Raw genomic sequence first — 26,022 nt, 5'->3', positions numbered from 1 at the left:
ACCGCGCCTTAGCGACTGTCGGTCCGGCACACACCAATGTGCCCCCGGGATGCGACGATCCATCGACCGCTCAAGAAAACTCCGGAACGAGGGCGGCGGCCGCTTCTTGTATCGAACGCCAGGCCGTTTCAATATCGACCGCGTCGGTGGAGATCGTGCCGATCGAGACGCGGACCATCCAATGCCCCGCCGCGATGGCGGGCGTGACATAAGCTTGACCGGAGGCATTCACTGCATGCGCCCACGCGCGCGTGAAATCATCGAGACGATGGGAAGGCACAGACTTTGGCCGGTTCACGATGCAGACGGTTTGCAGAGCGACGGGCGCGATGACGTGCCAGCCCGGTGTTGCCTCGACTTTCGACCGAAGATCTCGAGCCAAGGCAATGTCGCGCCGTAACCTGGCTTGCAACCCGGAAACGCCCTGCTCCCGAATGGCGAACCAGAGTTTCAGCGCCCTGAACCGCCTTCCGAGAGGAATGCCGGTGTTACGCAGATTGCGGACCTTCTCGTCGGCCTGAGATTGCAGGAAGCTCGGGTCGGCAGACATCACCCTGAGGAGGTGAGGTTCGTCCCGAACGAAATAGAGCGAGCAGTCAAAGGGGACGCCGAGCCATTTGTGCGCGTTGATCACCACACTGTCGGCGTCCTCGATGCCGTCCCACATCCACCGCAGCTCCGGCAAGATCATCGCATTCCCGGCCATGGCAGCATCGACGTGGAGCCATAGGCCATGCCTCCGCGCGACGCCCGCGATCTCCGAGATCGGATCAATGGACACGGTGGCGGTCCCGCCCACTGCCGCGACGATCGCGCATGGGGTGAAACCAGCGCGACTATCCGCGATGATCGCATCTTCGAGCGCTCCTGGCCGCATCGCGAAATCGGCGTCGACATCGACCATGCGGACATTCTCACGGCCGAAACCCGCCAGCAGCGCCGCTTTTTCGACGGAAGAATGGGCGCTTGCCGACGTGTAGACGGTCAACGGCTTCGGCTCCGCTTGCAGGCCTCGGCGAACGAGCGAAAAGCCCGTCGTCTTCTCCCGGGCGCACAGCAGAGCAACCAAGGTGCTTGTCGACGCAGTGTCATTGATCACGCCGAACCAGGCGGAAGACAGGCCAACCATCTGCCTGAACCAGTCGACCGTGACCTCCTCGATTTCCGTTACGGCGGGGGATGACTGCCAGGACAGGCCCAGCACTCCAAGTCCGCTGCTCACCAAATCGCCGAGGATACCGGATCCGAGCGAATTGGAGGGAAAGTAGCCGAAGAATCGCGGGTGTTGCCAATGCGAGATGTTGGGGAGAACAACGGAATCGAGATCAGCGATGATTCCATCGAACCCCTCGGCTTCGACCGGCGGGGAGGCCGGAAGCATCGCCTTGACATCACCCGGCTGTGTCGCAGGCTGGACCGGATAGTCTGCGATCTTCGCGTGATAGTCCGCCAGCCAGTCGATGATTTCGTGACCTCGTTTTCGGAATTCCTCGGGCGTCATTCAGGCCTCTTTGGCCGCCGCGGACGACGTTCGTGATGCCGCAAGACCAGTCATTTCAGAACTCGCATCAAGCCGAACTTACGTCGCACTTGGTGTAATAATATCTGGGCGATTTCGTGGCCCGGGTCGTGAGGACTTGCGTCTATCGTTGACGCGTCGCCCGCATGAGCGAAGCGACATGCGGGAGTCATCAGCAAGCCCCCGGATATCGCTTCGCTCATCCGGGCTACGCGTCGTCATTCCACCAGTTCCGGCCATGGCACGATGGTCGACTTCACCGTCTTCATCGCCATCGCGTCCCTCACCGCCTGCGCGACGCCCTCTTCCGTGAACGGATAGATCGTCTGCATCTTCAGCCACGGATATTTGCCGGCCGTGCGGTAGAGCATGTCGACGCCGAGCGGCAGGTCGTTGCCGGTGAAGCCCCAGGAGCCCAGCACGTTGAGGTCCTTGGTGCAGATGCGGTGCCAGGAGGTGTCGATCGAGCCGGCGTCGGTGAACTGGCCCATCTCGACATAGGTGCCGCCGTCGCGCAGCATCTCGATGCCTTCGGGGCCTGCGGTCGGATGGCCCGAGCAGTCCATCACGAGATCGGCGCCGAAGTGACCTACGATCTCGCGCACGCGCGCGATGCGCGCCTCGGGCGACTTCAGCTCCTCGATGTTCACCGTCGCCTCCGCGCCGAACTCGCGCGCCAGCTTGAGCCGCGGCGCCTCCGGCGCGCCGACGCAGATCACGCGCCCTGCTCCCATTTCCTTTGCGGCGGCGACCGCCAAAATGCCGATCGGGCCGGAGCCCTGGATCACGACAGTATCGCCCCACGAAAAGCCGCCGGCACGGCTGGCCCGGTTGAAGGCGCGGATGCAGGAGGTCAGCGGCTCCGACAGCGCCCCCAGGCGCAGCGACATGTCGTCGGGCAGCTTGTAGATCTTGGTGCCCGGCAGCATCTCGAGATCGACATAGACATATTCGGCCCAGCCGCCCCACATATGCGGCGCCTTGTCGAAGCCGAGATAGCGGCCGTAATAGACCGGCGTCAGGCACTTGTTCGCGGTCTGCGGATAATGGATGCAGTAATAGCAGCGGCCGCACGGCATCAAGGGCGGGATCATCACCTTCGAGCCGACTTGAAGCGGCTTGCTCATGAAGTCCTCGGTGAACTCCTCGCCGCATTCGACGATGACGCCGCCGATCTCGTGTCCCAGTGTGAACGGCCACGGCAGCGGCTTCGGCCAATGTCCTTTCAGGATATGCAGATCGGTGCCGCAGACCCCGCAGGCGCCGACCTTGATCAGCGCGGCCTTCCTGCCGACCTTCGGCCACGGCACGGTCTTGATGACGGGCTCCGAGCCGGGACCGGCGTGGGTGCAGACGCGGATGTGCTCCATGATGCGTTCCTCGCTGCCCGTCTGTTATGATTGGTGCGGGCTGGCGACAAGCGTATGTGAGATGTGCGGTGGTGCCAAGCGAGCAGTCTCGTAGCCCACACGAGCAAAGCAACATGCGGGGCAGCGGCCCCGGTTGTCGCGGCGCTCGTCCGGGCTGCAAGACGACGACAAGACGGGAGGACCAGTCGCTGCGGAGGCGATGAGGCGCTGACGCGGAACCATTGCCAAACGGCTTTGTTGGATATGGAACTCACTCAAATCATCTCCGCCGAAAGTCCCGAAAAACACCCGCCATGCTGGTCCGGCTACGCACTTTGGCAGACAGGTTGGCGGGCTCATTCTGGCCCATTCCGGGCTTGCTCGTTGCGCTCGGACTCTTCGGCGGCTACGGCCTCGTCCAGCTTGACCACGGCGACCTGCTACCGAAGGCCTTGCTCCAGCATTGGGTTTACGACGGCGGAGCCGCCGGTGCACGAAGTCTTCTCAGCGCAATCGCCTCGTCCACGATCACGGTCGCCGGCACCGTGTTTTCCATCACCATCGCCGCGCTGTCGCTCGCGGCGGGCCAGATGGGCCCGCGGCTGCTGCACAACTTCACGCGTGATCGCGGTAATCAGGTTACGCTCGGAGTCTTGCTCGGAACCTTCAGCTATGCGCTGATCGCCCTGAGGAGTATTCGTACGGAGGCAGAGGGCAATTTCGTCCCGCATTTGGGGTTGACCGTCGGCATCGCGCTCGGCATCGCCTGCGTCGGTACGATGGTGTACTTCATCGGTCACATGGCCTCGCGCATCAATGTCGACACGGTGCTGGAGCTCGTCACGGAAGATCTGGACGATGCGATCGAACGGTTGACCGTTGACAAGCGCGAGACCGAGCCACCGTCTGCTGAATTCTGGCTGGGTGCGCGGATGGTGACCGACACGAGGCGCGGTTATCTGGAGCGGATCGACGATGAGGGCCTTGCCTCCTGGGCGGCCGAACATGGCTGCGTCATTCGTCTGCTCGTGGGCATCGGCGATTTCGTTGCCCCGGGCGCGCCGATTGCTCTGACCAAGCCTGCGCCGGACGGCGTCGAGGAAGCGATCCGGGAGCGAAGCGTGATTGCGAAGGAGCGTAACAGCTCTTTGGACTTGCGCTTCGCGGTCCGACAGCTCGTCGAGGTCGCCGTGCGCGCGCTTTCGCCGGGAATCAACGATCCCCATACCGCGATCAGCGTTGTTGACCGGCTTGGCGCCACCCTTTGCAGCCTGAGCCAGCGCCATCTGCCGACCGGCGTGTTCCATCGGGGCGGGCGCCTCGCGCTCTACGTGCCGAGCATCCAGTACGATCAGCTTGTGAACACCATGTTCCATATGATCAGGCAGAGCGCAGCAGGAACGCCGGCCGTGCTGATCCAATTGCTGAGGGCCTTGACCCAGGTCGCCAGCTGCGAACGGGACACGGCCCGCATGCACGTTCTCAACCGTCATGCAGAGCTCGTCCTTGCCGACGCCCGGCGCAGCGTAGCATCTCCAAACGATCTCGAAGACATCGAACGACGCTATTTCGACTTCGCACAGGTCATCAAGGTCGGTCCCGAACACTATCTCGCCGGTCCCCGCTCCGGATAGGGGATGCAATGGTAGCAATGGCCGCAGGGCATCAGCGGCGGGATCATCACCTTCGAGCCGACCGGAAGCGGCTTGCTCATGAAGTCCTCGGTGAATTCGTCGCCGCATTCGACGATGACGCCGCCGATCTCGTGCCCCAGTGTGAACGGCGCGGCCACGGCAGCGGCTTCGGCCAATGTCCTTTCAGGATATGCAGATCGGTGCCGCAGACCCCGCAGGCGCCGACCTTGATCAGCGCGGCCTTGCGGCCGACCTTAGGCCACGGAACGGTGCGGATGACGGGTTCACTGCCCGGCCCTGCGTGGGTGCAGACGCGGATTTGCTCCATGGTGCCTCCTCGCTGCCCGCTTGTTGTGTTCTGATGATGCGGGCGCACTCAGCCTATGACAGTACGCGACATTGCAAATAGCAGCGCCCCCGTTGACACGCGGCAGCTGTATCCGCAGGTTGCACGTGCGCCAGCATCGCCTGCTTCGGAATTCTGCCGGGATCAGACCATGGATTTGCAACCGGGCTCTGAACGAATTGTCGTCACGCCTGACACCGATCCGCTGGATGGCACCGTGCAATGGGCGCCGGCGAAATCGGTGTGGCTCGCGGGCATGACCGCAGCGGCCATCGCGCTCGGTCCGATCACCTTCTCCTGGCAGGCCTTCGCTCTCTTCATCGCGACCAGTGCCGTCACGCTGTGCTGCGGACATTCCGTCGGCATGCATCGCAAGCTGATCCATGCGAGCTACGACTGCCCGCTCTGGCTCGAACATCTCTTCGTCTATCTCGGCACGCTCGTCGGCATGGCCGGGCCGCTCGGCATGATCCGTCTGCACGATGTCCGCGACTGGGCGCAGCGGCAGCCCACGTGCCATGAATATTCCCGCCACGGCGCCGGCTTCTGGCGCGATGCCTGGTGGCAACTGCATTGCCGGCTGGTGCTGCGCCATCCGCCAAGATTTCAGCTCGAACCGCGGCTTGCCGGTGACCGATTCTATGCATTCATTGAACGCACATGGACATTTCAGCAATTGCCGTGGGCCCTCCTCTTCTTTGCAATCGGCGGACTGGATTGGCTGGTTTGGGGCATTTGCGTGCGCGTCAGCGTCTGCGTCACCGGCCATTGGCTGGTCGGGCACTTCTCCCACACAAGCGGCGATCAGACCTGGGTCGTCGATGGCGTCGCCGCCCAAGGCTACAATGTCCGCCTCGCCGCGCTGATCAGCATGGGCGAGAACTGGCACAACAACCATCACGCCTATCCAGGCTCGGCCAAGCTTGGACTGTTGCCAGGACAGGTCGATCCCGGCTGGTGGCTGATCCGATTGCTTGAGGCTGTCGGGCTGGCGTGGAATGTCAGGACGCCGCACAACCTGACGGAACGGCCCGGCTTGCGTCTGCTGCCACAAGCTCAACCGTCATCCTGAGGTCCCAGCCTTGCGATGCACCGCATCGCAAGGGTGAAGCCTCGAAGGATTAGCCACGGGCGCCTGCAACTCATCCTTCGAGGCTCGCTTTGCTCGCACCTCAGGATGACGGCTGAGCATGTGGCCAGCCAGCATGGCTGATCTTCAACCACACCCAATTGTCTTGAGCGTCGACCGGCGAACGTGTAAGGCGCCACGAGTCTCACCTCAGGTCATCCCGTGAATCCCCTCCCCCAAAATCCCGTGGCCGCATCCGGATCGTTTGCGGCGATGAAGTCCGTGCCGTACCGTCTCCAGTTCGCTTCTTACGTGCTGGCGATGATGGCGGACAATATCGAGCATGTGATCAGCTATTGGGTGGTGTTCCAGAAATTCCAGTCGCCGACGCTGGGTGGTTTCGCCGTGCTGTCGCACTGGCTGCCGTTCCTCTTGTTCTCGGTCGCGGTGGGCGGGCTTGCCGACCGGTTCGATCCGCGCCGCATCATCCAGTGCGGCATGCTGCTGTTCATCATTGCCTCCGCCGGATGGGGCTTCTTCTTCCTCACCGATACGATCCAGATGTGGCACGCCATGCTGCTCCTGGTGATCCATGGCTGCGCCGGCGTGCTCTGGCAGACGCCGAACCAGCTCCTGCTCTACGACCTCGTTGCGCCTGCGGATCTTCCCAGCGCGGTGCGGCTGAACGCGATGGCGCGCTATCTCGGCATCCTGGTCGGGCCTGCGGTGGGCGGGATCATCATGCTGACGCTCGGCCCCTCGCACGGCATCATCTTCAACACGCTGTTCTACCTGCCGATGCTGCTTTGGCTGTTCTGGGCGCCGGTGCGCGACAGGAGCGCGGCGGCGCGGCGCTTCGCCGTGCGCGGGCTTGCCGACATCGTGCTGACCATCCGAGCGATCGGCACCCAGCCGGTGCTGACGGCGATGACGTGGCTCGCCGGCCTGACCTCCTTCATGATCGGCAATGCCTATCACGCCCAGATGCCGGGCTTTGCCGGCGATCTCGGTCATGGCGATCCCGGCGTCTCCTACAGTGTGCTGCTCGCGGCCGATGCGGCCGGCGCAGTGCTCGCCGCCATCGCGCTGGAATCCTGGGGGCGGCTCAAGGGCACGCCGCGCACCGCGATCGCGCTCGCGATGCTGTGGAGCGTGGCGCTGCTCGGCTTCGCGCTGGTGCCGATCTATCCGGTCGCGATCGCGCTGTTGTTCTTCGCGGGCTTCTTCGAGCTCTCCTTCAACACGATGGCGCAGGCGCTGGTGCAGCTGAACGCGCCGCACGACATCCGCGGGCGAGTGGTCGGCCTGTATAATATGGCGGGGCTGGGCATGCGGGCCTTCAGCGGCATCACAGTCGGGGTAGCAGGCGCGGCGATCGGCATCCACTGGTCGCTCGGACTGTCGGCGGCGGTGCTGCTGGCTCTGCTGCTCTTGCTGCAACTGCGCGCGGCGCAACCGGCTTGAGCGGCGGGCGCCGCCTCGGGGTGTGGCTTTTCAAACGCATTGTGTCTGTCCGTTGCCGCCGCGCCCGATCCTAACGCGGCATTAACCCTATGCACCTTAGGGTCGTGCCGGACTCCGCCCGGGCGGGGGGTCGGGTGTTGAAAATGGCGTTGGCGAACAAAAAGTTTCTTCCGGCCGCCGAGGAGCGTCGGCGCTTCCAGCGGGTGAAGGTGCACCTGCTCGGCCGCTACATGCTGCCGGACCGCCGCGAATTTCCCTGCCAGGTGATCAACATGTCGCCGGGCGGCCTCGCCCTGCTCGCCCCCGGCATCGGCAATGTCGGCGACCGGGTGGTCGCCTATCTCGACCATATCGGCCGCGTCGAGGGCAAGATCACCCGCATCATCGACAACGGCTTTGCCATGACGATCGGGGCGACGCCGAGGAAGCGCGACAAGCTCGCGGCCCAGCTGACCTGGCTCGCCAACCGCGACATCCTCAATTTGCCGGAGGACCGCCGTCACGACCGTATCGTGCCACGCAACCCGATCGCCGTGCTGACGCTCGAGGACGGCACCAAGATGACCTGCCGCATCATCGACCTCTCGCTGTCCGGCGCTGCGATCGCCGCGGAAAACCGCCCGCCGCTGAGATCGACCGTTTTCCTCGGCCGGGTCCAGGGTCGCGTGGTCCGAAACCTCGAAGACGGCTTCGCGCTGGAATTCCTGCACGCGCAGCCGATCGAGACTCTCGAAGAGAGCGTTACCGCGCGGTAAAGCGCAAGGACGCGAAAACGCCCGGATTTCCAGCGCCGAAGGCGGCCTCCGTGACGCGGACGCCGCCTTTGTCATGTCGCCCAGGCTCTCCGGCGCGGGTTAACGCGCGGCCCTTTTGTGGATGAAATGGCGGTTCCGCCAGCCTTTGCGCGTTAATCGATAAAACTTGAATCAATTGCAGTCGTTTCAAATTTTATGAGAATTCGATTCAAGTATAGATCGAATTCGCCGCAGCTTTTACTCGTATTCGCCTCGATTTGACTTGGCTGACTTAGCGGCAGCTCAAAAGCTCCGTGCGAAATGTGGTCCCAACAAGAAACGGGGGCCGCAATGTTTGACTTCAGGGGACAGGGGAAGAAGCTGGCGATTGTCGCCATGCTCTTCGGGATCAGCGCGGCAGCGCAGGCCGGCGAAAGCCGTCTGCTCTACGCGAGCCTCGGCGACACCACGCGTGCGCCGATCGGCTGGGTCGAGTTCTGCGCGGACAATGCTGCTCAGTGCCAGGGCACGCCGATGCAGCCGCGCGACATCGTGATGTCGCAGGCCGTCTGGCGCGACCTCGTCAAGGTCAATCGCTGGGTCAACGAGACCGTCAAGCCTTTGACCGACCAGGACCACTGGGGCGTGATCGAGAAGTGGTCGCTGCCGACGGACGGTTACGGCGACTGTGAAGACTACGTGCTGTTGAAGCGCAAGATGTTGATGGATGCCGGCTGGCCGCGCCAGGCCCTGCTCATCACCGTCGTGCGCGACAAGAAGGGCGAAGGGCATGCGGTGCTGACGGTGAAGACCGACAAGGGCGAGTTCGTTCTCGACAATCAGAACGAGAACGTCCTGGCCTGGACGGAGACCGGCTACCGCTTCGTCAAGCGCCAGTCGCAGAGCGATCCCAATGTCTGGGTCTCGCTCGGCGATACCAAGCCGGCGGTCTCCACCGCCAGTGCAAGAGATTGAGGCAAGACAACAGGACCCGCGACCCGGTCACATCCCCACCCCTCCCCGTCCCAGACCGGTTCGCGCGCGGCCAGGCTTCCCCCAAAGCCTGGCCGCAACTTTTTCGGGGATGCGCGATCAGCTCTGCTGGCCCTCGCGCGACCAGGGCACGCGCGCGGCGGTGAAATCCCGCCAGCTATCCAGCAGCGCCTGCTGCACGCCGATCGACGCTCGCGCCTGCCAGCCGGCGATCGCCGCCGCCGCAATGGTGCTGTCGCGATCTTCAGCGCCGATCCCGTCGAGCAAAGAGGCCGTCACGGCCATGTCGTTGAAGACGCCGAGCTCCTCCTGCAAGCCGGCGAGCCGGCGCGCGAATTTTCGCGCGGACTTGCGATCCTCGTACAGCGGCAGCAGGAACTCGCTGAGATAGCGCAGCCGTTTGGCGGCGAGCCGCACCCGGTGGAGCTCGTCGACCGTGAGCGACTTGAAGCGACGGCCGCGCCTCAGCACCTTCGCATGCTGCTCGGACAGGACGCGTTCCGCAAAATTGACGGCGGGCTCGGCGAGCCGGCCGAGATCTTCGGGCGCCACTCCGTTGCGCCAGCCGCGCGTCTCGATCCAGCCGCCGAGACCGATCAGGAAAAGGGCGCAGCGGCGATCGTCGAGCGCATTGCGGGCCTTGCGATAGGCGTCCGCCTGACGCTCGGCAGCGACCCGCGCGAGCGCATCGAAGCCCGCGACGGATGGACATGCTTTTGCGATCGCCGGCAAGGTGTCGAGCTGGAACACGTCCCAGTCGCGCGCGGCAGACAGGCCTTGCGCCAGCCATTTGGCTTCCGAGCGCAGCGCATCGAGGTTGCCGAGCGCGCCGACCGATCGCATCAGGTCGAGCGCAGATCGCAGCCGGCGCAGCGAGACGCGCAGCTGATGCACGCCTTCGGGATTGCGACCGTCCTCGGCTGCCGGCAGCGATTGCAGCAGGTGAAGGAAGCAGGAGCGCAGGATCGCCGCGAAGGCCTCGTCGAGCGCAATGGAGGGATCGAGGCGAAGCTTGCGCGGCCGGGGTGCCGACGGCGGCTGGTCCGCGGCAAGGTCGAAACCGCGTGCGGACTTGCTGCGGATGGACGGCTTTACCGTTCCGTGCTCCGCAAGGCGCAGCGCGATCTCGTAGATCGCGCTCGCGCTGCCGCCCTTCAGCTCCAGCTCGATCTCGCTGACAGGAACCGACCGGTCGCCGGCCGTCAGCCCGCCCTGGTCGAAGGCGACCTCGACCGTGCCGGACGGCAGGTCCACGATGCGCGTGTGCCGATGCACATCGGCCATAAACACCGCCTCGAGCGGCTGCGCTTCGAGCCGCTCGCGCAGCTTCTCCGGAATGAAGGGCATCGCCAAAGCGAGATCGGGCGCAAGCGAGGGCACGCTTGCCTCCCATTCGCCACGACGCAACGGATCGTCCGCAACCTCGGTCTTCACGGTCTGCACGAAGCGCGTGCCGCTCTGGCGGACGCGCAAGCTCAGGCCGGCGCGACGAAGCGCGCGCCCGGGCGTGTCGTAGTAGACGGACTTGAGACGTTTGCGCGTGCCCTTGTTGCGTGCGTTCGCCGCGATGACCGGCGCAGATGCGAGATGCGCCATGCCATCGGCATCGACGAGCAGCTTGAGCTCGATTTCACCGGCAGGATGAGCGGCGCTGCCCGGCTGAGCTGGTTGCAGATCAGGCGTCGCTCTTCGCGCTGGCGTCCGATCACGCACGGCGTCCTTGTGCCCCGACTCCGCTTCTGGCCCTGCCGGTTCAGTCTGCCTCAGGAAGCCGGCGACGACGGGCGCTCTTTTGTTCTCCTTCGGCGGCTGATTCCTATCCGGCGCGCCCGGAGTTTTCAGGGCCGGCATGGGATCTGACTTCAGCATGAAGGGCAACGTGACAGTTTGATGACAGAGCGCGAAGATATAGCGGATAAGCCGCGCGAGGAATTGTCAATTTGCGTCGCAACGCATCATCGTCCACATGCGACATCTCAACCGCTGGTATCGAGGAGGAGTGTCACAATTGGGCGCGGGGTTTCGATTCATTCGGCGCCGCGTAAGACGAATGGCCGTACCTGCGAGGAACTCTAGCAGTCCTCGAATCGAAATGAACGCATCGCCGAGCTCGGTTCATGCGGCCCGAGAAATTCTTTCTGGGTCTCGAACTATGCGTGAACCGGCTCGGTTCGCGCCGCGGCCGGCCGCGTGATCAGGACGTAGGCGACGGGCACGACGAACAACGTGAACAGCGTTCCGATCGACAGACCGGTGGCGATCACGAGCCCCATGTTGTAGCGCGAGACGGCGCCTGCGCCGCTCGCCGTGATCAGCGGAACGACGCCGAGCACCATCGCCGCGGTCGTCATCAGGATCGGCCGCAGCCGGATCGTCGCCGCCTCGATGATCGCCTCGGTCACCCCCTTCCCCGCCGCGCGCAGCTCGTTGGCGACTTCGACCATCAGGATGCCGTGCTTGCTGACGAGTCCCATCAGCGTGAGCAGCCCGACCTGGGTATAGATGTTGAGGCTTGCGCCGCCGATGCCGAGGCTGATGAAGATCAGCGCGCCGGCCAGCGACATCGGCACCGAGACCAGGATGACGACGGGATCGAGGAAGCTGTTGAACAAAGCGGCGAGCGCCAGGAAGATGATGATGACGGCGAAGCCGAACGTCGTGACGAAGCCGCCGGATTCCTGCTCAAGCTGGCGCGAGGCACCGCCGAAGTCGATCGTGTAGCCCGCCGGCAGCGATTTCGCGAGATCCTTGAGCGTGGCCAGCGCGCTGCCCATCGACACCGTCGGCATCGCCACGCCCGAGATCGTGGCCGCGTTGATCTGCTGGAAATGATTGCGCGATTGCGGAACGGTCCTGTTCTCGAGATGGGCGACGGTCGACAACGGCACCATCGAATTGTCGCTCGCCCTGATGTAGTAGCCCAGCAGCTGGTCTGCCGTAAGCCGATCGTTCTGCTTGGCCTGAGGAATTACCTTGTAGGATCGGCCGTCCAGGCTGAAATAATCGAGATAGTTTCCCCCAAGCAGGGTCGCGAGCGCACCGCCGAGATCGCTCATCTTCAGGCCGAGATCGCCGGCCTTGTCGCGGTCGAAGGCGACCAGCGTCTGGGGCCGGTCGATTTTCAGGTCGGTATCGAGAAAGATGAATTGGCCGCTCTCCAGCGCCCGCACCATGAAATCGCGCGAGACCCGGTCGAGCTCGTTGTAGGATCCAGTCGTGCCGATCACGAACTGGATCGGAAGGCCGTTGCTGCCCGGCAGCGGCGACGGCTGGAAGGCGACCGAGCGCGTTCCGGCGATGGTGTTCAGCAGGGCCTGGAAATCCGGCTGGAGCGTCTTCGTGGTCAGGCTGCGCTGGTCCCAGGGCTTGAGCACCCAGCCGCCGATCGCCTGGGTCGGGGTGTCGATCTGGAACAGGGTCTTCGTTTCCGAGCGCTTGGCGACGAGATCGTAGATCTGCTGGCTGTAGAACTGCCGCTGCTGCAGCGTCGCCGAGGGCGCCGAAGTGGTCAACGAGAGTACGACGCCCTGGTCCTCATCGGGCGCGAGCTCGCTGGTCGAGGTCGTGTAGAGCCAGGGAATGCCGGCCAGCAACAGCAGCGCAAACACGGCCGCGACCGGCTTCATGGTGAAGACTGCCTCCAGCCGGCGGCGATAGGCACCTGAGAGCCACTCCAGCACGTGGTCGATGGTCCGGACCAGGCGCGCCTCCCAGTTCGTTGCATCGCGCTCGGTCTTGCGCAACAGCCAGGCGCAGTTCATCGGCGACAGCGTCAGCGCGATCACCGCAGACACCGTCACGGCGCCTGCGAGCGTGAAGGCGAACTCGGTGAACAGCGCGCCGGTGAGGCCGCCCTGGAATCCCACGGGCACGTAGACCGCGATCAGAACCACGGTCATGGCGATGATCGGGCTCGCCAGCGCGCGTGCGGACTCGATCGCGGCCTCGACCGGCGCGACGCCCTCGTCGATCAGCCGGTGCACGCTCTCTACCACGATGATGGCGTCGTCGACGACGAGACCGATCGCGAGCACCAGCGCCAGCAGCGTCAGCAGATTGATGGAGAAGCCCATCAGCAGCATCAGCCCGAATGTTCCGACCAGCGACAGCGGGATCGCGATCACGGGGATTAGGACCGATCGCCACGAGCCCAGGAACAGGAACACCACCACGATCACGATCAAGACCGCTTCCACCAGCGAATGGACGACCTCGTCGATCGAGGAGTTGACGAAGTCGGTGGAGTCGTAGAGCACCTCGCCGACGAGACCGTTCGGAAGCTGCGCCTTGATGTCAGGCAGCACCGCCTTCACGCCGTTGACGACGTCGAGCAGATTGGCCGTGGGTGCCGTCTGGATGCCGATATAGACCGCCGTCTTGCCGTTGAATTTCGTTTCGCTGTCGTAATCGTCGTTGCCGAGCGTCACGTTCGCGACGTCGCGCAGGCGGATGATGGCTCCGTTGACGGTCTTGACCACGAGGTTGCGGTACTGCTCCAGCGAATGGAGGTTGGTCGAGGCGGCAAGATCGACCTGCACCAGCCTGCCCTTGGTCGTACCGAGGCCGGAGATGTAATCGTTGCCCGAGAGCGCCGTCGAGACGTCGCTCGCGGTGAGGCCGTAGGAGGCCAGCTTGTCGGGATCGAGCCAGGCCCGGAGTGCGAACTTCTTGGCGCCGAGCAGCTCGGCGGTCTGCACGCCGGCGACGGCTTGCAGCCGCGGCTGCACCACGCGCGTCAGATAGTCGGTGATCTGGTTCGGCGCCAGCACCTCGCTGGCGAAGCCGATATACATCGCGTCGATGGTCTGGCCGACCTTCAGCGTCAGGGTCGGCTGCTGCGTCCCGGTCGGAAACTGGTTGAGGACCGAATTGACCTTGGCGTTGATCTCCGTCATCGCCTTGCCGGAATCGTAGTTCAGCCGCAGATTGACCGTGATGGTGCTGGAGCCGGTGACGCTGCTCGAGGTCATGTAGTCGATGCCATTCGCCTGGGCGATGGCGTTTTCGAGCGGCGTCGTGATGAACCCGGCGATGATGTCGGAATCGGCGCCGGCATAGGCGGTGCTCACCGTGACGATGGCGTTCTGCGTGCGCGGGTATTGCAGGATCGACAGCGTCGCCATCGAGCGCAGGCCGAGCACGAGGATCAGGGCGCTGACCACGAGCGCCAAGACCGGCCGGCGGATGAAGATATCGGTGAAACGCATCTGGATTGGCTCGTTCTCTCTGCTGACGGCAGCGGCCGCCGCGAAACTACTGGTCGACGATGTTCGGCGCGGCCTCGGCCTGCGGCACGTGCGAATTGTCGATCTTGACGGGACTGCCGTTGCGCAGCTTGAGCTGGCCGGCGATCACCACCGTTTCGCCCGGCTTGATGCCCTCGTTGACCGCAACGCGATCACCCTTCGGCGGCCTGGACTTGACGAACATCTGCCGCGCGGTGCCCTGCCCGTCGCGGAGATCATCGACGAGGTAGACGAGATCGCCGTAGGAATTGTTGACGATTGCGGTGAGCGGGACGGTGACGACCTGCTCCGGCCTGCCGACGGCGATCTCGACCTTGGCGAACATGCCGGGCAGCAGCCGAGCCTCGCCGTTGCGCAAGGTGGCACGGACCTGGACGTTCCGGCTGGCCGAATCGATCTTCGCATTGATCGCCGTGATCTGCCCGGTGAAGCGCTCGGCCGGGAAGGCGTCGACGGCGACGGTCACGTCCTGCCCGATCCGGATCGAGGCCAGCGCCTGCTGCGGCAGATAGAAGTCGACGTAGATCGGATCGAGGCTCTGGAGCGTGACGATGCTGGTACCCGCCGACAGGTACTGGCCGAGATCGACGGCGCGGATGCCGAGACGGCCGGAGAACGGCGCCTTCAGCGTCTTCTGCTCGAGCAGGGCCTTCTGCTGCTCGACCAGCGCCTGGGCGTTCTTCAGGTTGGCCTTGTCGCTGTCGACCGTCGCCTGGCTCACGGCGCTGAACTTGATCTGCTCCTCGTCGCGCTTGAGCACGATCGCGTAGTTTTCGGCCGTCGCCTGCAGCGAGCGCAGCTTGGCGACGTCGTCGGTCGCCACCAGCGACAGCAGGGTCTGCCCAGCCGCGACGCTGTCGCCCGAGGAGAACTCGATGCTCTGCACGATGCCGGCGACCTGGAGTGCGAGATCGGCGCCGTTCACCGCCCGGAGCGAGCCGACCGCATTCAGGCTCGACTGCCAGGGCGCGTCCGCCGCGACCACCGTGGAGACGGTCTGCGGCGGGTTGGCCAACGCGCCGATCGCCTTCCTGATCATCATCTCCTTGAAGGTCTGGAATCCGTAAAGGCCGCCGAACAGGACCGCCATCCCGCACAGCATGATTGTCATCCGCTTCATCATCGCAACGCGTCCTCGGTCTTCTTGTTGCTGCCGGCGAAGTAACCGGCATTGGCGCGCGGCAGCGCGTCCGGCGTCTCGTCCACGCGATTCCACCAGCCGCCGCCGAGCGCCTGGAACAGCGCGGCGGTATCGGTGAAGCGGGTGGCCTGCGCCTTGATGCGGGACACCCGCGCGTTCAGGTAGGATTGCTGCGCGTTGATGATGTTGGCGTAAGGCACGGCGCCGGTCTTGAATTGCTCGACCGCCATCGCAAGACTATCGGCCGTCGCCTTCTCCGCCGCGGCCTGCGCCTTCAACGCTGCGGCGTCGTACTGAATGGCGCGCAGGGAATCGGCGACGTTCTGGAAGGCGGTCACGACCGTGCTCTTGTAGAGCGCGAGATCCTGCTCGAACGCCGCCACGTCCGCTTCCTTGGTGTGGTAAAGCGTTCCACCGTCGAAGATCTTCTGACTGACGCTGGAGGCCGCGCTCCAAACGATCGTCTCCGGCGAGAACAGCCGCTCGGGCCCCGTGGCACCGTAGCTGCCGGACAGCGTGAGCTGCGGCAGCAGGTTGGCGATGCCGACGCCGACCGTCGCCGTCGCCTGATGCAGGGTGGCCTCGGCCTGGCGAATGTCCGGACGCTGACGCACCAGGGTCGAAGGCAGCGACAATGGCAGGCGCCCCGGAAGGCGCAGATCGGCCAGTCGGACGTGTTCGCCGCGGTCCTGGCTCGGCAGCCGTCCCAGATAGGCCATCAACTGATTGCGCTGTTGCGCCAGCTGCTTCTGCAGCGGAGCCAGCGTCGCCTTGGCTTGAGCCAGCGTCGCCTCCTGCGACAGCACGTCCGCTTTCGCGATGGCGCCGATCTCGAACTGGCGCTGGATGCGCGCGAGCTGATCCGAATCCGCCTTGATGATCTCCTCCGTCGCGAGAATTTGATCCCGCAGCGAAGCATCCGTGATCGCGGCGGTCACCACGTTCGCCGTCAGCGCCAGATAGGTCGCTTCGAGCTTGAAGCCCTGATAGTCGGCCTGCGCTTGAAGCGCCTCGACCGAGCGGCGGGTGCCGCCCCAGATGTCGAGCGCGTAGGAGACGCTGACGGAGGCGTTGTAGAGCGTGTAGGTCGAGGCCTGCGCCGGCCATTGTCCCGACTGCGAGGTGCTGACCCGATCTCGCTCCGCCGAGGCGCTGCCGGACACTTGCGGAAACAGGCTGCCCTGCTGCGCCAGCGCATTCTCCCGCGCATAGCGCAAGGCGAACTGCGCCGCCTGCACGTCGGGATGATTGCGGATGGCCTCCTCGACGAAGGCGTTGAGCTGCCGCGACCTGAACAGCGCCCACCAAGCGCCGGGAATGTCCCTGCCCGTCTCGAAGCCCTGCGAATTGCCGCCGGCCGTCGGCGCGCTCGCGGTGGCGCCCGGCCGCTGCTCGCGTGTGTAGCCGCTCACCGCCGGTCCGGCCGGCGACACAAAATCCGGTCCGACGGCACATGATGCGAGCAGCGCACCGCAGAGCGAGACGCCGGCCCAGGCCGAGGCCCGCGCCCAACCTCCTGCGACGACGGGAACGTGCCTGGGCCTACCTGGAAGATGAGCCATCAAAGAACTAAACCGTTTAGTTTTTGTCCGGGAGGCTGTATGTTGCAGGTTGGAACCAAAAGTCAAGCCGTGGGGTTACGGGTCGATGACCAGGACAGTGCATAGGGCGCAGATGCGAGAGACCAAAGAGCCGGCGGATACGAGTCAGAAACCGCGCGCCAGGGCCAAGCACAGCCAAATTCTCGACAGCGCTCGCGTTCTGTTTCTCGATCACGGCTTCGATGCCACCAGCATGGACGCGGTCGCGCGCGAGGCCGGGGTCTCGAAGGCTACGCTCTACGTTCATTTCGACGACAAGGACGATCTGCTGCTCGCGCTCGTGAATGAGGAGTGCAAGCGCTTCGGGCCGAAGACGCTATGGCGCGACCATGGCGGCAAGATCGACCTCAGGGCAGAACTCCATGCCATCGGCACGACGTTCCTCGAAGCCTTTCTCGATCCGCGCGGGCTCGCCGTGCACAGACTCGTGATGTCCTGCGCTTCGCGTTATCCGCGCGTGGCGGAGGTCTTCATGAAGTCGGGCCCGGAGCGCTGCGACGCCGAAGTTGCTGCCTTCCTTCGTGCGGCGCAGGCGCAGGGGCTCGTCGACGTTCCCGACGTCGCCATGGCTGCGACTCAGTTTCTCAGCCTGATCCAGGGCAAGGAAATCCTGAAATGGGCTCTCTCGATGAAGACACCGAGCCCAGCTCGCCATCGCGCGCTGATCGAGAACGGCATCAACGTGTTTCTGGCGGCGTATGAGCGACGTCCCGCCGCCGCGAAGCAGCTGCGGCGAAAGCCGGCGACGACATCTGCACGCCGTTAAAGCATAATCCGGAAAAGTACGAAGCGGTTGTCCGGAAAGATCATGCGTAAGCAGCTCACGCACCGAGCACGTCGGCGAGCCGCAACTCGTCGGCCGAGGGATCCTTCAGGAACAGTTCGGCCTCGATCTCGGTGAGATGCGACAGCATCAGCGCGCGGGCGGCCTGCTTGTCACGCCCTCCAATCGCCGCGACGATTGCCGCGTGATGATCGGTGCCGCAAGCCGGCGTGTCGTGGCGGCGGTAGAGCAGGATGATCAGCGAGGAACGCGCGATCAGCTCCTTGAGGAAGCCGAGATAGATGGTGTGGCCGCTCATCTCGGCTAGGAGACGGTGAAATTCGCCGGAAAGGCGGACGGAGGCGCGCGCATCGCCGCGCAATTCCGCTTCACGCTCCTCGGCGATATGCTGGCCGAGGCGATCGAGCCAGGCCGGCGAGACCGCGTCGATCGCATGGTCGACGATGGTGGGCTCGATCAGGCGGCGCGCCTCGAACACTTCGCGGGCATCGGCAGGCGTCGGGCGCGCGACGAAGGCGCCGCGGTTCTTCTCGATGCTGACGATGCCCTCATGCGCGAGCTGCTGCAGCGCGGTGCGCACCAGCGTGCGGCTCGCGCCGTAGATCTCGCCGATCTCGTCCTCGCCGAGCTTCGTGCCCGGCAGCAGGCGATGTTCGAGGATCGCGGCGGTTACGCCCTCCCGGATACGGCTGACGCGATCGCTCGCATCTGGCGCATCGGATTTCGGGTGGGTCTTGGCGGCCATTGGTGTGAGGCTCGATCGGCGACGTTCGACCGAATGGTAGTCGACGAGCTGTATCCAATCACAGGCGAAACTTTATACAATCTGCGCCCGTTTTGTGTGCAGAGAGGAGTGCGGGCGCCAGCCAGCCGAACGCGGCCGGAAGTGACCTAACGATCTGACTCCACTGCACAGTTTTCTGAAATCGGTTGGCTGAAGGCGCTTGGCACGGAGCTTGCGGAGAGAGGCGGGAAGCATCGCCCTTGCTCGGATACGCCATGGCCACTCCCGCCGCTCTCGAACTGGTCGCCGTCACCAAGCGCTACGACACCACGCTGGCGGTCGACAACGTCAACCTGAAGATCCCGGCCGGCACCTATTGCTGCCTGCTCGGCCCCTCCGGCTGCGGCAAGACCTCGACCTTACGGATGATCGCCGGGCACGAGGCGGTCAGCGAGGGCGACATCATCCTCGGCGCGCAGAACGTCACCGATCTGGAACCCGCCAAGCGCGGCACCGCGATGATGTTCCAGTCCTACGCGCTGTTTCCGCACCTCACCGTGCTCGACAACGTCGCCTTCGCATTGAAGATGCGCGGCATTGACAAGCCGACGCGGCACCGGCGCGCCGGCGAATTGCTCGAGCTGGTCGCGATGAGCCAATATGCGGGCCGGCTTCCGGCGCAGCTCTCCGGCGGCCAGCAGCAGCGCGTGGCGCTCGCCCGCGCGCTGATCACCGAGCCCCAGATCCTCCTGCTCGACGAGCCGCTCTCCGCGCTCGATCCGTTCCTGCGCGTCAAGATGCGGGGCGAGTTGAAGCGGCTGCAGCGCGAGCTCGGCATCAGCTTCATCCAGGTCACCCACGGCCAGGAAGAGGCGATGGCGCTCGCCGACCACATCGTGGTGATGAACCAGGGCCGGATCGAGCAGCAGGGCACGGCCCGCGACATCTTCCATCATCCGCGCACCGAATTCGTGGCGCGCTTCATCGGCGGTCACAACGTTCTCAGCGATGCCGGCAGGCTGATCGCCGTGCGTGCCGATCAGCTCGGCATCGTGCCGTTCACCGAGGGCGCGTTCGGCGCGCCGGCGCTGCTGACCCAGACCGAGTACCAGGGCTCCTACATTGCCGTCTCGCTAACGCTCGACGACGGCACCGCCCTGTTCTCCCACCTTCCCGAGATTACCTTCGACGTCCACCGTTTCCGCGCGGGCGATCGCGTGCTCGCCACATGGGATCCCGCCAAGGCGCAACGCCTGCAATAGCGCCCTTCACGACAGAAAATGCGCAACACAGAGGAGTGAGCGAAATGACCGAGACGACCAGGACAACCGGCGTCAGCCGCCGCACGCTATTGAAGGGCACCGCGGGTCTCGCCGGCCTCGCCGCCGGCTCCGGCGCCATCACCGGCTTCCCCTATGTGAAGTCGGCCGATGCGAAGGTGCTGCGTTATCTCGGCACCGCCGTGAACGAGGGCGACGACATCGCCAAGCAGTGCCTGAAGGACACCGGCATCAAGATCGAATACATCACCGCGACCACCGACGACGTCACCAAGCGCGTGATGACCCAGCCGAACTCGTTCGACGTGCTCGATACCGAATATTTCTCGTTGAAGAAAATCGTGCCGTCCGGAAACATCCTCGCGCTCGACGCCAGGAAGATCAAGGAATTCGGCAACATCACGCCCGTCTTCACCAAGGGGGAGACGCCCGGCGGCAAGAAGATCGGCGGTCAGGGCACCGCGCCCTGGAAGGTGCTCTATCTCGAAGGCAAGGATTCCAAGAAGTTCGCGACGTCGGCGACCGAATTCGTGACGCTGATCCCGACCGTCTACAACGCTGACACGCTCGGCATCCGCCCCGACCTGATCAAGCGGCCGATCAGCTCCTGGTCCGAGCTGCTCAATCCCGAGTTCAAGGGCAAGGCCTCGATCCTCAACATTCCCTCGATCGGCATCATGGATGCCGCGATGGTCGTGGAAGCCTCCAGCAAGTACAAATATGCCGACAAGGGCAACATGACCAAGGATGAGATCGATCTCACCATGAAGGTGATGACCGAAGCCAAGAAGGCCGGCCAGTTCCGCGCCTTCTGGAAAGACTTCAACGAGAGCGTCAACCTGATGGCGTCGGGCGAGACCGTGATCCAGTCGATGTGGTCGCCGGCGGTGACGAAGGTGCGCTCGATGGGCATCCCCTGCACCTTCCAGCCGCTCAAGGAAGGCTATCGCTCCTGGGCCTCGGGCTTCTGCGTCTCCAAGGGCGTCTCGGGTGCCAAGCTCGAATGGGCCTATGAGTTCGTCAACTGGTTTCTATCAGGCTATGCCGGCGCCTATCTCAACCGCCAGGGCTATTACTCCGCCGTGCTCTCCACCGCCAAGGCGCATATGGAGCCGTACGAGTGGGCCTATTGGATGGAAGGCAAGCCGGCCGAGAAGGACATCAAGGCGCCCGACGGTTCGCTGCTGGAGAAGGCCGGCGCGGTCCGCGACGGCGGCTCCTACGAGGACCGCATGGGCGGCGTCGCCTGCTGGAACGCGGTGATGGACGAGAACGACTACATGGTCCGCAAATGGAATGAGTTCATCGCGGCGTAGGCGTAACGGACATGTCGGAAGAAGTCCTGCAACAGGCAGCCCCGGGCTTGATCCCGGGGTCGGGCACAGCGCGCGCCGCCAAGCCGATGCGCCTGTCGCCGTCCTTGATCTCCTGGCTTCAGGCCGGGCCGATGATGCTGGTGTTTCTCGGCTTCTTCCTCATTCCGCTCGTCTTCGTCGTCATCGTCTCGTTCTGGGATTACAACGAATACCAGCTGCTGCCGGTCTTCTCGGGCCGCGGCTACACCGACACGTTCGAGGGCTGCCTCGCGCAGCTCCCCGAGTTGTGCACGATCGGCAGGACCTATGTGAAGACGCTGAAGCTCTGCTTCATGGTCTGGGCCATCACGCTCTTCATCGGCTTCTGGGTCGCCTACTTCCTCGCCTTCCACGTCAGGTCCAAGACCTGGCAGATGGGATTGTCGCTGCTGTGCACGATCCCGTTCTGGACCTCCAACGTGATCCGCATGATCGCCTGGATCCCGCTGCTCGGGCGCAACGGCCTCGTCAACTCGGGCCTGATGAAGACGGGCCTGATCAACCATCCGATCGAATGGCTGCTGTTCTCCGAATTCTCGGTGGTGCTGGCGCTGGTTCACCTCTTCACCTTCTTCATGGTGGTCCCGATCTTCAACTCGATGGTGCGCATCGACAAGTCGCTGATCGAGGCCGCCTATGATGCCGGCGCCAGCGGCTTCCAGACCCTCGTCAACGTGATCATTCCGCTGTCCAAGCCCGGCATCGTGATCGGCTCGATCTTCGTCATCACCATCGTGATGGGCGATTTCATCACCATCGGCGTCATGGGGGGCCAGCAGATCGCCGCCGCCGGCAAGATCATCGAGACGCGGGTCAACGCGCTGCAATTCCCGGCGGCCGCGGCCAATGCCGTGATCCTGCTCGTCATCACCTTCCTGATCATCACGATGATGTCGCGCATCGTCGACATCAAGAAAGAGCTCTAGAGCATGAAGGAAGGACGCCCGCGCTCTTTCTACGTGCTCGCGATCTTCTTCGCGGCCTATGTGCTGTTCCTCTACGGGCCGATGATCGCGATCTACGTGCTGTCGTTCCAGGGGCCGCAGGGCGGCCTCACCTTCCCGATGAACGGCGTCTCGACGTTCTGGATCGCAAAGCTGTTCCAGGGCACCGGCATCGTCGATCTCGGCGCCGCGTTCCGCCGCTCGCTGCTGCTCGGCATCATCGTGATGATCGTCACCGTGGTGCTGTCGGTCGCCGCCGGCATGGCGTTCCGGCGCAAGTTTTGGGCGCAGAGCATTCTGTTCTATTCGGCGATCGCCAGCCTGATCGTGCCCTCGATCATCACCTCGCTCGGCATCTCGCTGGAATTCCGCATCATCGACGACCTGATCAAGGCGCATTGGAACGAGAATTTCGAGACCTCGATGGGCCTGCTGACCTCCGGCCTCGGCGCGCACCTGACCTGGACGCTGCCGTTCGGCCTGCTGATCATGTTTGCGATCTTCAATCGCTTCGACCCGCGCCTCGAGGAAGCCGCGCGCGATCTCGGCGCCACGCCGTGGCAGACGTTCCGTTATGTGGTGCTGCCGATCATCCTGCCCTCCGTGATCGGCATCGGGCTGTTCGGCTTCACCCTCTCCTGGGACGAGCTCGCGCGCTCCAGCCAGGCGATCGGGGCCGTCAATACATTGCCGCTCGATCTTCAGGGGCTCACCACGACCGTGACGAACCCCGACATCTATGCACTCGGCACCGTGATCTCGGCGGTCTCGTTCACGGTCATCGCGCTTGCGCTCGGCACCATCGCCATGCTCAACAAGCGGCAGGCGGCCAAGGGCTCTGACGCCGGCAAGGGAATGGTCTGAGAAGAGCTCACCACAAAGGGCTGGCCCAACCACGATGCGGCTTCACGTCGTCAATCCCAACACCACGGCGTCGATGACGGCGAAGATCGCCGCTGCGGCGCGCAGCGTCGCCCTCCCCGGCACCGTGATCGACGCGCGGCAGCCTGCGATGGGCCCCGTCTCGATCGAGGGCTTCTACGACGAGGCCTTCGCCGTCCCCGGCATGCTCGGCTGCATCCGCGAGGCCGACCGCGACGGCGCAGACGCGCACATCATCGCCTGCTTCGACGACACCGGCCTGGACGCCGCGCGCGCCGCTGCCAAGGCCCCCGTGATCGGCATCGGCGAAGCCGGCTTCCACATGGCGAGCTTGATAGCGGCGCGCTTTGCCGTGGTCACCACGCTCGGTGTCTCCATCGTTCCGATTGAGCACAATTTGCGGAAATACGGCCTCGCCGAACGCTGCGTCCGCGTCCGCGCCGCCGAGGTCCCCGTGCTCGCGCTCGAGGAACGCAACAGTGACGCTCTCGCTCGAATCTCTGCCGAGATCACCGCCGCAATCCGCGACGACCGCGCCGAGGCCATCGTGCTCGGTTGCGCCGGCATGGCCGACCTTGCTGCCGAACTCGCCGCCACGCATGGTTTGCCGGTCGTCGACGGCGTCGCCGCGGCGGTGACGCTGGCCGAATCACTGGTGCGGCTGGGGCTGAAGACGTCCCGCCTCGGCCCCTACGCGGCGCCGCGCGCGAAGAGCTATTCCGGGCCGTTTTCGCAGTTTCAGCCCTGATCGTGCCCTTCACGCGGCGCTCCGAGCCCGCAAGGCCCGTTGATCGCTGGTTTTTTGGCCCTCAGCCTCTTTTTGGTCCCATTCCTTGCCGAAACGTAAGGCTTTCGGGACGCCCCGGTGGCCGCCTCTGGGTTGCCGGTCTTCGCCACTCACCAAGTTTCAATTTGGGTCTTGTCAGCGATGATCGATCTCGCCCAGAACGCGCCGTCCAATCCTCTCCTTCGCCTTGGCGCCCAGCCGATCGCGCTGACCGCTGCAGCGCTGTTGCTGCTGATCGCGGGAGTGACCTCGATCGCGATCTGGCGGGCCTATACGGGCGCTGCGCCGGAGGCGGACCGCGTGGTGGCATCGCGGCAGCTCCAGGCCCGCACCGCCCAGGCCTCCGAGCAGCTGGTGGAGAAGACCAAGGGGCTGGAGGCGACCCAGCAGGAATCGATCGACCAGCTTCAGGTCGTGCAGGACCAGCTCGTGACCATGAAGCGGCTGATGGCCGCACAACAGGCCGACACCAAGCGCCTGTCCGAGCAGGTCGCCGCCTTGAACGAATCCATCGATGGTCTGCGGCAATCCTTTGCCAGCGCGCGTACGACAGAGGTCGAAACGCCGACGGTTACCCGCAGGAAACCGGCGCGGCACCGCGTCCAGGCCAGTGCACGCAAGCGCTCGCGCGGCTGAGCCGAGACAGCGCGACGGGAACTTTATTTTAGGCACTTGTGAACTGGATCACATTCGTCGATATGATTCCGCGCGATGCTCACCGTTACCGGATGGCGTGAGCCGATTTCAATATCCGGGGCTGGCAAGGTCGTTGACGGTATACTGCGTCAACGACCTTGTTTTTTAACGGCATTCCGCCTCACTCGCAGACGTCGACCCGGCGGTAGCGCCATCCCGACGGGGTCATGACGCGCTTCCTCGCGACGTAGCAGCCGCCATAACCATCGTTATAGGCGGGGCCATAGTCGTCGGGGACGGCGTAATAGGGATAACCGTAGCCATATCCGTAATAGCCGCCGTACAGGCCGGCGCCGGCGAGACCTGTCCCGATTGCGACCCCCGGCCAGAAGCCGCCGCCATGCCAATGACGGTGTCCCCAGCCGCCTCCGCGATAAAAGCCACCGCCATGGAAGCCGCCGCCGTGAAAGCCTCCACCATGTCCGAAGCCACGCGCCTCGGCGATTTGCGGCACCGACAGCCCGACCGCCGCCGCGGCCAGCGCCGTCATGATCAACTTGCGTAACATCACTCGATCCTTCCCGCGTGGAGACGCTCCACACTTCAAAGCAGGGCCAAGCTAGCGTCAGTCGGCAATTCCCGACAGCCACGTTGTCTCACTTCCGCGCGAGGCCGGATGTCGAGGCTTGGCTGCGACGAGACGAGTGCTTCCGGAACAAATCTCCTCGTCTCGGCTTGCCAGACGAGGGAGGCCATCACCATGACCGATCGCGATCCATTTGCAGAGGGCGAGCGCGCCGCGCGCAAGAACATTCCGGCTGAAGCAAATCCTTATCCGGACGGCAGCGATGACCACGCGCTGTGGTCGGCGGGCCATGAGAAGGTTGCAGGCGCCATGGAAGCCCGCGAGTCCGAAGGCACCTAGCCGATCCGCTTAAGGCCTTTGCTGAAGCGCGGGCCGTTGGCCACGTAGAACCTGGCCGCGCTGCCCATCTTCTGCACCTGCGCGTCGTCGAGCGTACGGATCACGCGCGCGGGCGAGCCGATGATCAGCGAGCGCTCGGGAAACTCCTTGCCCTCGGTGATGACGGAGCCGGCGCCGACGATGCTGTTGCGGCCGATCCTGGCGCCGTTCATCACGATCGAGCCCATGCCGATCAGCGCGCCGTTCTCGATGGTGCAACCGTGCAGGATGACGTTGTGGCCGACGGTGCAGTCCCTGCCGATGTGAAGCGGAAAGCCGAGATCGGTGTGGCAGGTCGAGCCGTCCTGCACGTTGGCGCCTTCCCCGATCTCGATCCATTCATTGTCGCCGCGCAGCACCGCGCCGAACCAGACGCTCGCTCCCGGCTTCAGGCGCACCCGGCCGATCACGGACGCGGTCTCCGCGATGAAGTAATTGCCGTCGGCGGGAAGGTCGGGCGCCTGCCCGTCGAGCTCGTAGATCGCCATGGAGGTCTCCTGTCGCGTCGACCCAGCCATAGCGAAACGACAGCCGGACGCAAAGGGCCGGCCGCGCGGAAAAATGCGGGTC

At 64.4% G+C, this 26,022-nt stretch carries 23 protein-coding genes and 1 pseudogene; 14 read left to right on the top strand and 10 right to left on the bottom strand.

Annotation, left to right across the window (positions count from 1 at the left end; genetic code table 11):
• Nucleotides 1-70 precede the first annotated feature (70 nt).
• A complete protein-coding gene (locus AC3WLX_RS21570) occupies nucleotides 71-1,501 on the bottom strand; it encodes a pyridoxal phosphate-dependent decarboxylase family protein (protein ID WP_492337504.1) in 1,431 nt (476 codons plus the stop codon).
• A 236-nt stretch (nucleotides 1,502-1,737) separates the two neighbouring features.
• The gene (locus tag AC3WLX_RS21565; RefSeq protein WP_492337503.1) at nucleotides 1,738-2,889 is read right to left on the bottom strand and encodes a zinc-binding dehydrogenase; all 1,152 of its coding nucleotides are present in this window, start codon (nucleotides 2,887-2,889) and stop codon (nucleotides 1,738-1,740) included.
• 293 nt (nucleotides 2,890-3,182) lie between these two features.
• On the opposite strand from AC3WLX_RS21565, the gene AC3WLX_RS21560 reads away from it, so the two are divergent.
• Entirely contained in the window at nucleotides 3,183-4,502 is a 1,320-nt protein-coding gene (locus AC3WLX_RS21560; protein ID WP_492337502.1) for a DUF2254 domain-containing protein, read from the top strand.
• On the opposite strand, the pseudogene AC3WLX_RS21555 reads toward AC3WLX_RS21560, so the two are convergent.
• Nucleotides 4,493-4,830 (bottom strand): annotated as a pseudogene (locus AC3WLX_RS21555) (alcohol dehydrogenase catalytic domain-containing protein); the annotation flags it as partial. The gene AC3WLX_RS21560 and the pseudogene AC3WLX_RS21555 overlap by 10 nt on opposite strands.
• Before the next feature lie 169 nt (nucleotides 4,831-4,999).
• Here AC3WLX_RS21555 and AC3WLX_RS21550 point away from each other — a divergent pair.
• The 4 genes from AC3WLX_RS21550 (at nucleotide 5,000) to AC3WLX_RS21535 (ending at nucleotide 9,090) form a co-directional block, all read left to right on the top strand.
• Entirely contained in the window at nucleotides 5,000-5,920 is a 921-nt protein-coding gene (locus AC3WLX_RS21550; protein WP_492337501.1) for an acyl-CoA desaturase, read from the top strand.
• 219 nt (nucleotides 5,921-6,139) lie between these two features.
• Complete coding sequence (locus AC3WLX_RS21545; RefSeq protein WP_492337500.1) at nucleotides 6,140-7,381, top strand: MFS transporter; 1,242 nt, start codon at nucleotides 6,140-6,142, stop codon at nucleotides 7,379-7,381.
• 143 nt (nucleotides 7,382-7,524) lie between these two features.
• Nucleotides 7,525-8,136, top strand: coding sequence for a PilZ domain-containing protein (locus AC3WLX_RS21540; protein WP_291631901.1), 612 nt, complete (start codon nucleotides 7,525-7,527; stop codon nucleotides 8,134-8,136).
• A gap of 330 nt (nucleotides 8,137-8,466) precedes the next feature.
• Nucleotides 8,467-9,090: a transglutaminase-like cysteine peptidase gene (locus AC3WLX_RS21535; RefSeq protein ID WP_492337499.1), complete on the top strand. Its 624-nt coding sequence runs from the start codon at nucleotides 8,467-8,469 to the stop codon at nucleotides 9,088-9,090.
• Between the two features lie 117 nt (nucleotides 9,091-9,207).
• Here AC3WLX_RS21535 and AC3WLX_RS21530 read toward each other — a convergent pair whose 3' ends face one another.
• Nucleotides 9,208-10,704: a CYTH and CHAD domain-containing protein gene (locus tag AC3WLX_RS21530; RefSeq protein WP_492337498.1), complete on the bottom strand. Its 1,497-nt coding sequence runs from the start codon at nucleotides 10,702-10,704 to the stop codon at nucleotides 9,208-9,210.
• Between AC3WLX_RS21530 and AC3WLX_RS21525 the strand changes: the two genes are divergently transcribed.
• A complete protein-coding gene (locus tag AC3WLX_RS21525; protein ID WP_492337497.1) occupies nucleotides 10,696-10,968 on the top strand; it encodes a hypothetical protein in 273 nt (90 codons plus the stop codon). The two genes, AC3WLX_RS21530 and AC3WLX_RS21525, sit on opposite strands and share 9 nt — an antisense overlap.
• Before the next feature lie 290 nt (nucleotides 10,969-11,258).
• Here the strand turns inward: AC3WLX_RS21525 and AC3WLX_RS21520 are convergent, their stop codons facing one another.
• From AC3WLX_RS21520 to AC3WLX_RS21510, 3 genes are read right to left on the bottom strand one after another with little or no spacing between them, the layout of a single operon-like run.
• Nucleotides 11,259-14,315 carry an efflux RND transporter permease subunit gene (locus tag AC3WLX_RS21520; RefSeq protein ID WP_492337496.1) on the bottom strand — a complete coding sequence of 1,019 codons (3,057 nt, stop codon included), beginning with the start codon at nucleotides 14,313-14,315 and terminating at the stop codon, nucleotides 11,259-11,261.
• A 46-nt stretch (nucleotides 14,316-14,361) separates the two neighbouring features.
• On the bottom strand, nucleotides 14,362-15,477 hold the full coding sequence (locus AC3WLX_RS21515; protein WP_492337495.1) for an efflux RND transporter periplasmic adaptor subunit: 1,116 nt from the start codon (nucleotides 15,475-15,477) through the stop codon (nucleotides 14,362-14,364).
• On the bottom strand, nucleotides 15,474-17,057 hold the full coding sequence (locus AC3WLX_RS21510; protein ID WP_492337494.1) for an efflux transporter outer membrane subunit: 1,584 nt from the start codon (nucleotides 17,055-17,057) through the stop codon (nucleotides 15,474-15,476). Before AC3WLX_RS21510 ends, AC3WLX_RS21515 begins: the two co-directional genes overlap by 4 nt.
• A gap of 112 nt (nucleotides 17,058-17,169) precedes the next feature.
• Here AC3WLX_RS21510 and AC3WLX_RS21505 point away from each other — a divergent pair, with 112 nt between their 5' ends.
• Nucleotides 17,170-17,862 carry a TetR/AcrR family transcriptional regulator gene (locus AC3WLX_RS21505; protein WP_492337493.1) on the top strand — a complete coding sequence of 231 codons (693 nt, stop codon included), beginning with the start codon at nucleotides 17,170-17,172 and terminating at the stop codon, nucleotides 17,860-17,862.
• Between the two features lie 55 nt (nucleotides 17,863-17,917).
• Here AC3WLX_RS21505 and AC3WLX_RS21500 read toward each other — a convergent pair whose 3' ends face one another.
• Nucleotides 17,918-18,625 carry a GntR family transcriptional regulator gene (locus AC3WLX_RS21500; protein WP_492337492.1) on the bottom strand — a complete coding sequence of 236 codons (708 nt, stop codon included), beginning with the start codon at nucleotides 18,623-18,625 and terminating at the stop codon, nucleotides 17,918-17,920.
• A gap of 254 nt (nucleotides 18,626-18,879) precedes the next feature.
• Here AC3WLX_RS21500 and AC3WLX_RS21495 point away from each other — a divergent pair, with 254 nt between their 5' ends.
• The 6 genes from AC3WLX_RS21495 to AC3WLX_RS21470 all read left to right on the top strand — a co-directional run bounded on the left by AC3WLX_RS21495 (nucleotide 18,880) and on the right by AC3WLX_RS21470 (nucleotide 24,488).
• Nucleotides 18,880-19,866 (top strand): ABC transporter ATP-binding protein, encoded by a 987-nt coding sequence (locus tag AC3WLX_RS21495; protein ID WP_492337491.1) that lies wholly within the window; start codon nucleotides 18,880-18,882, stop codon nucleotides 19,864-19,866.
• Between the two features lie 44 nt (nucleotides 19,867-19,910).
• Nucleotides 19,911-21,200 (top strand): ABC transporter substrate-binding protein, encoded by a 1,290-nt coding sequence (locus tag AC3WLX_RS21490; protein ID WP_492337490.1) that lies wholly within the window; start codon nucleotides 19,911-19,913, stop codon nucleotides 21,198-21,200.
• Nucleotides 21,201-21,211: 11 nt separating this feature from the next.
• Entirely contained in the window at nucleotides 21,212-22,165 is a 954-nt protein-coding gene (locus tag AC3WLX_RS21485) for an ABC transporter permease (protein WP_492337489.1), read from the top strand.
• Between the two features lie 3 nt (nucleotides 22,166-22,168).
• Complete coding sequence (locus AC3WLX_RS21480) at nucleotides 22,169-23,047, top strand: ABC transporter permease (RefSeq protein ID WP_492337488.1); 879 nt, start codon at nucleotides 22,169-22,171, stop codon at nucleotides 23,045-23,047.
• A gap of 34 nt (nucleotides 23,048-23,081) precedes the next feature.
• Nucleotides 23,082-23,813 carry an aspartate/glutamate racemase family protein gene (locus tag AC3WLX_RS21475; protein ID WP_492337487.1) on the top strand — a complete coding sequence of 244 codons (732 nt, stop codon included), beginning with the start codon at nucleotides 23,082-23,084 and terminating at the stop codon, nucleotides 23,811-23,813.
• A 180-nt stretch (nucleotides 23,814-23,993) separates the two neighbouring features.
• Nucleotides 23,994-24,488: a hypothetical protein gene (locus tag AC3WLX_RS21470; RefSeq protein WP_291624082.1), complete on the top strand. Its 495-nt coding sequence runs from the start codon at nucleotides 23,994-23,996 to the stop codon at nucleotides 24,486-24,488.
• Between the two features lie 181 nt (nucleotides 24,489-24,669).
• Here the strand turns inward: AC3WLX_RS21470 and AC3WLX_RS21465 are convergent, their stop codons facing one another.
• A complete protein-coding gene (locus tag AC3WLX_RS21465; RefSeq protein WP_492337486.1) occupies nucleotides 24,670-25,056 on the bottom strand; it encodes a hypothetical protein in 387 nt (128 codons plus the stop codon).
• A gap of 192 nt (nucleotides 25,057-25,248) precedes the next feature.
• Between AC3WLX_RS21465 and AC3WLX_RS21460 the strand changes: the two genes are divergently transcribed.
• On the top strand, nucleotides 25,249-25,413 hold the full coding sequence (locus AC3WLX_RS21460; protein WP_492337485.1) for a hypothetical protein: 165 nt from the start codon (nucleotides 25,249-25,251) through the stop codon (nucleotides 25,411-25,413).
• Here AC3WLX_RS21460 and AC3WLX_RS21455 read toward each other — a convergent pair.
• Nucleotides 25,410-25,940, bottom strand: a complete 531-nt coding sequence (locus AC3WLX_RS21455) for a gamma carbonic anhydrase family protein (RefSeq protein ID WP_492337484.1) — start codon at nucleotides 25,938-25,940, stop codon at nucleotides 25,410-25,412. The two genes, AC3WLX_RS21460 and AC3WLX_RS21455, sit on opposite strands and share 4 nt — an antisense overlap.
• Nucleotides 25,941-26,022: the final 82 nt, after the last annotated feature.

Source organism: Bradyrhizobium sp. FW305-F6, from assembly GCF_058782905.1.
The sequence above is the reverse complement of the archived record's forward strand: the minus strand, read 5'-3'. Positions and strand labels throughout refer to the sequence as shown.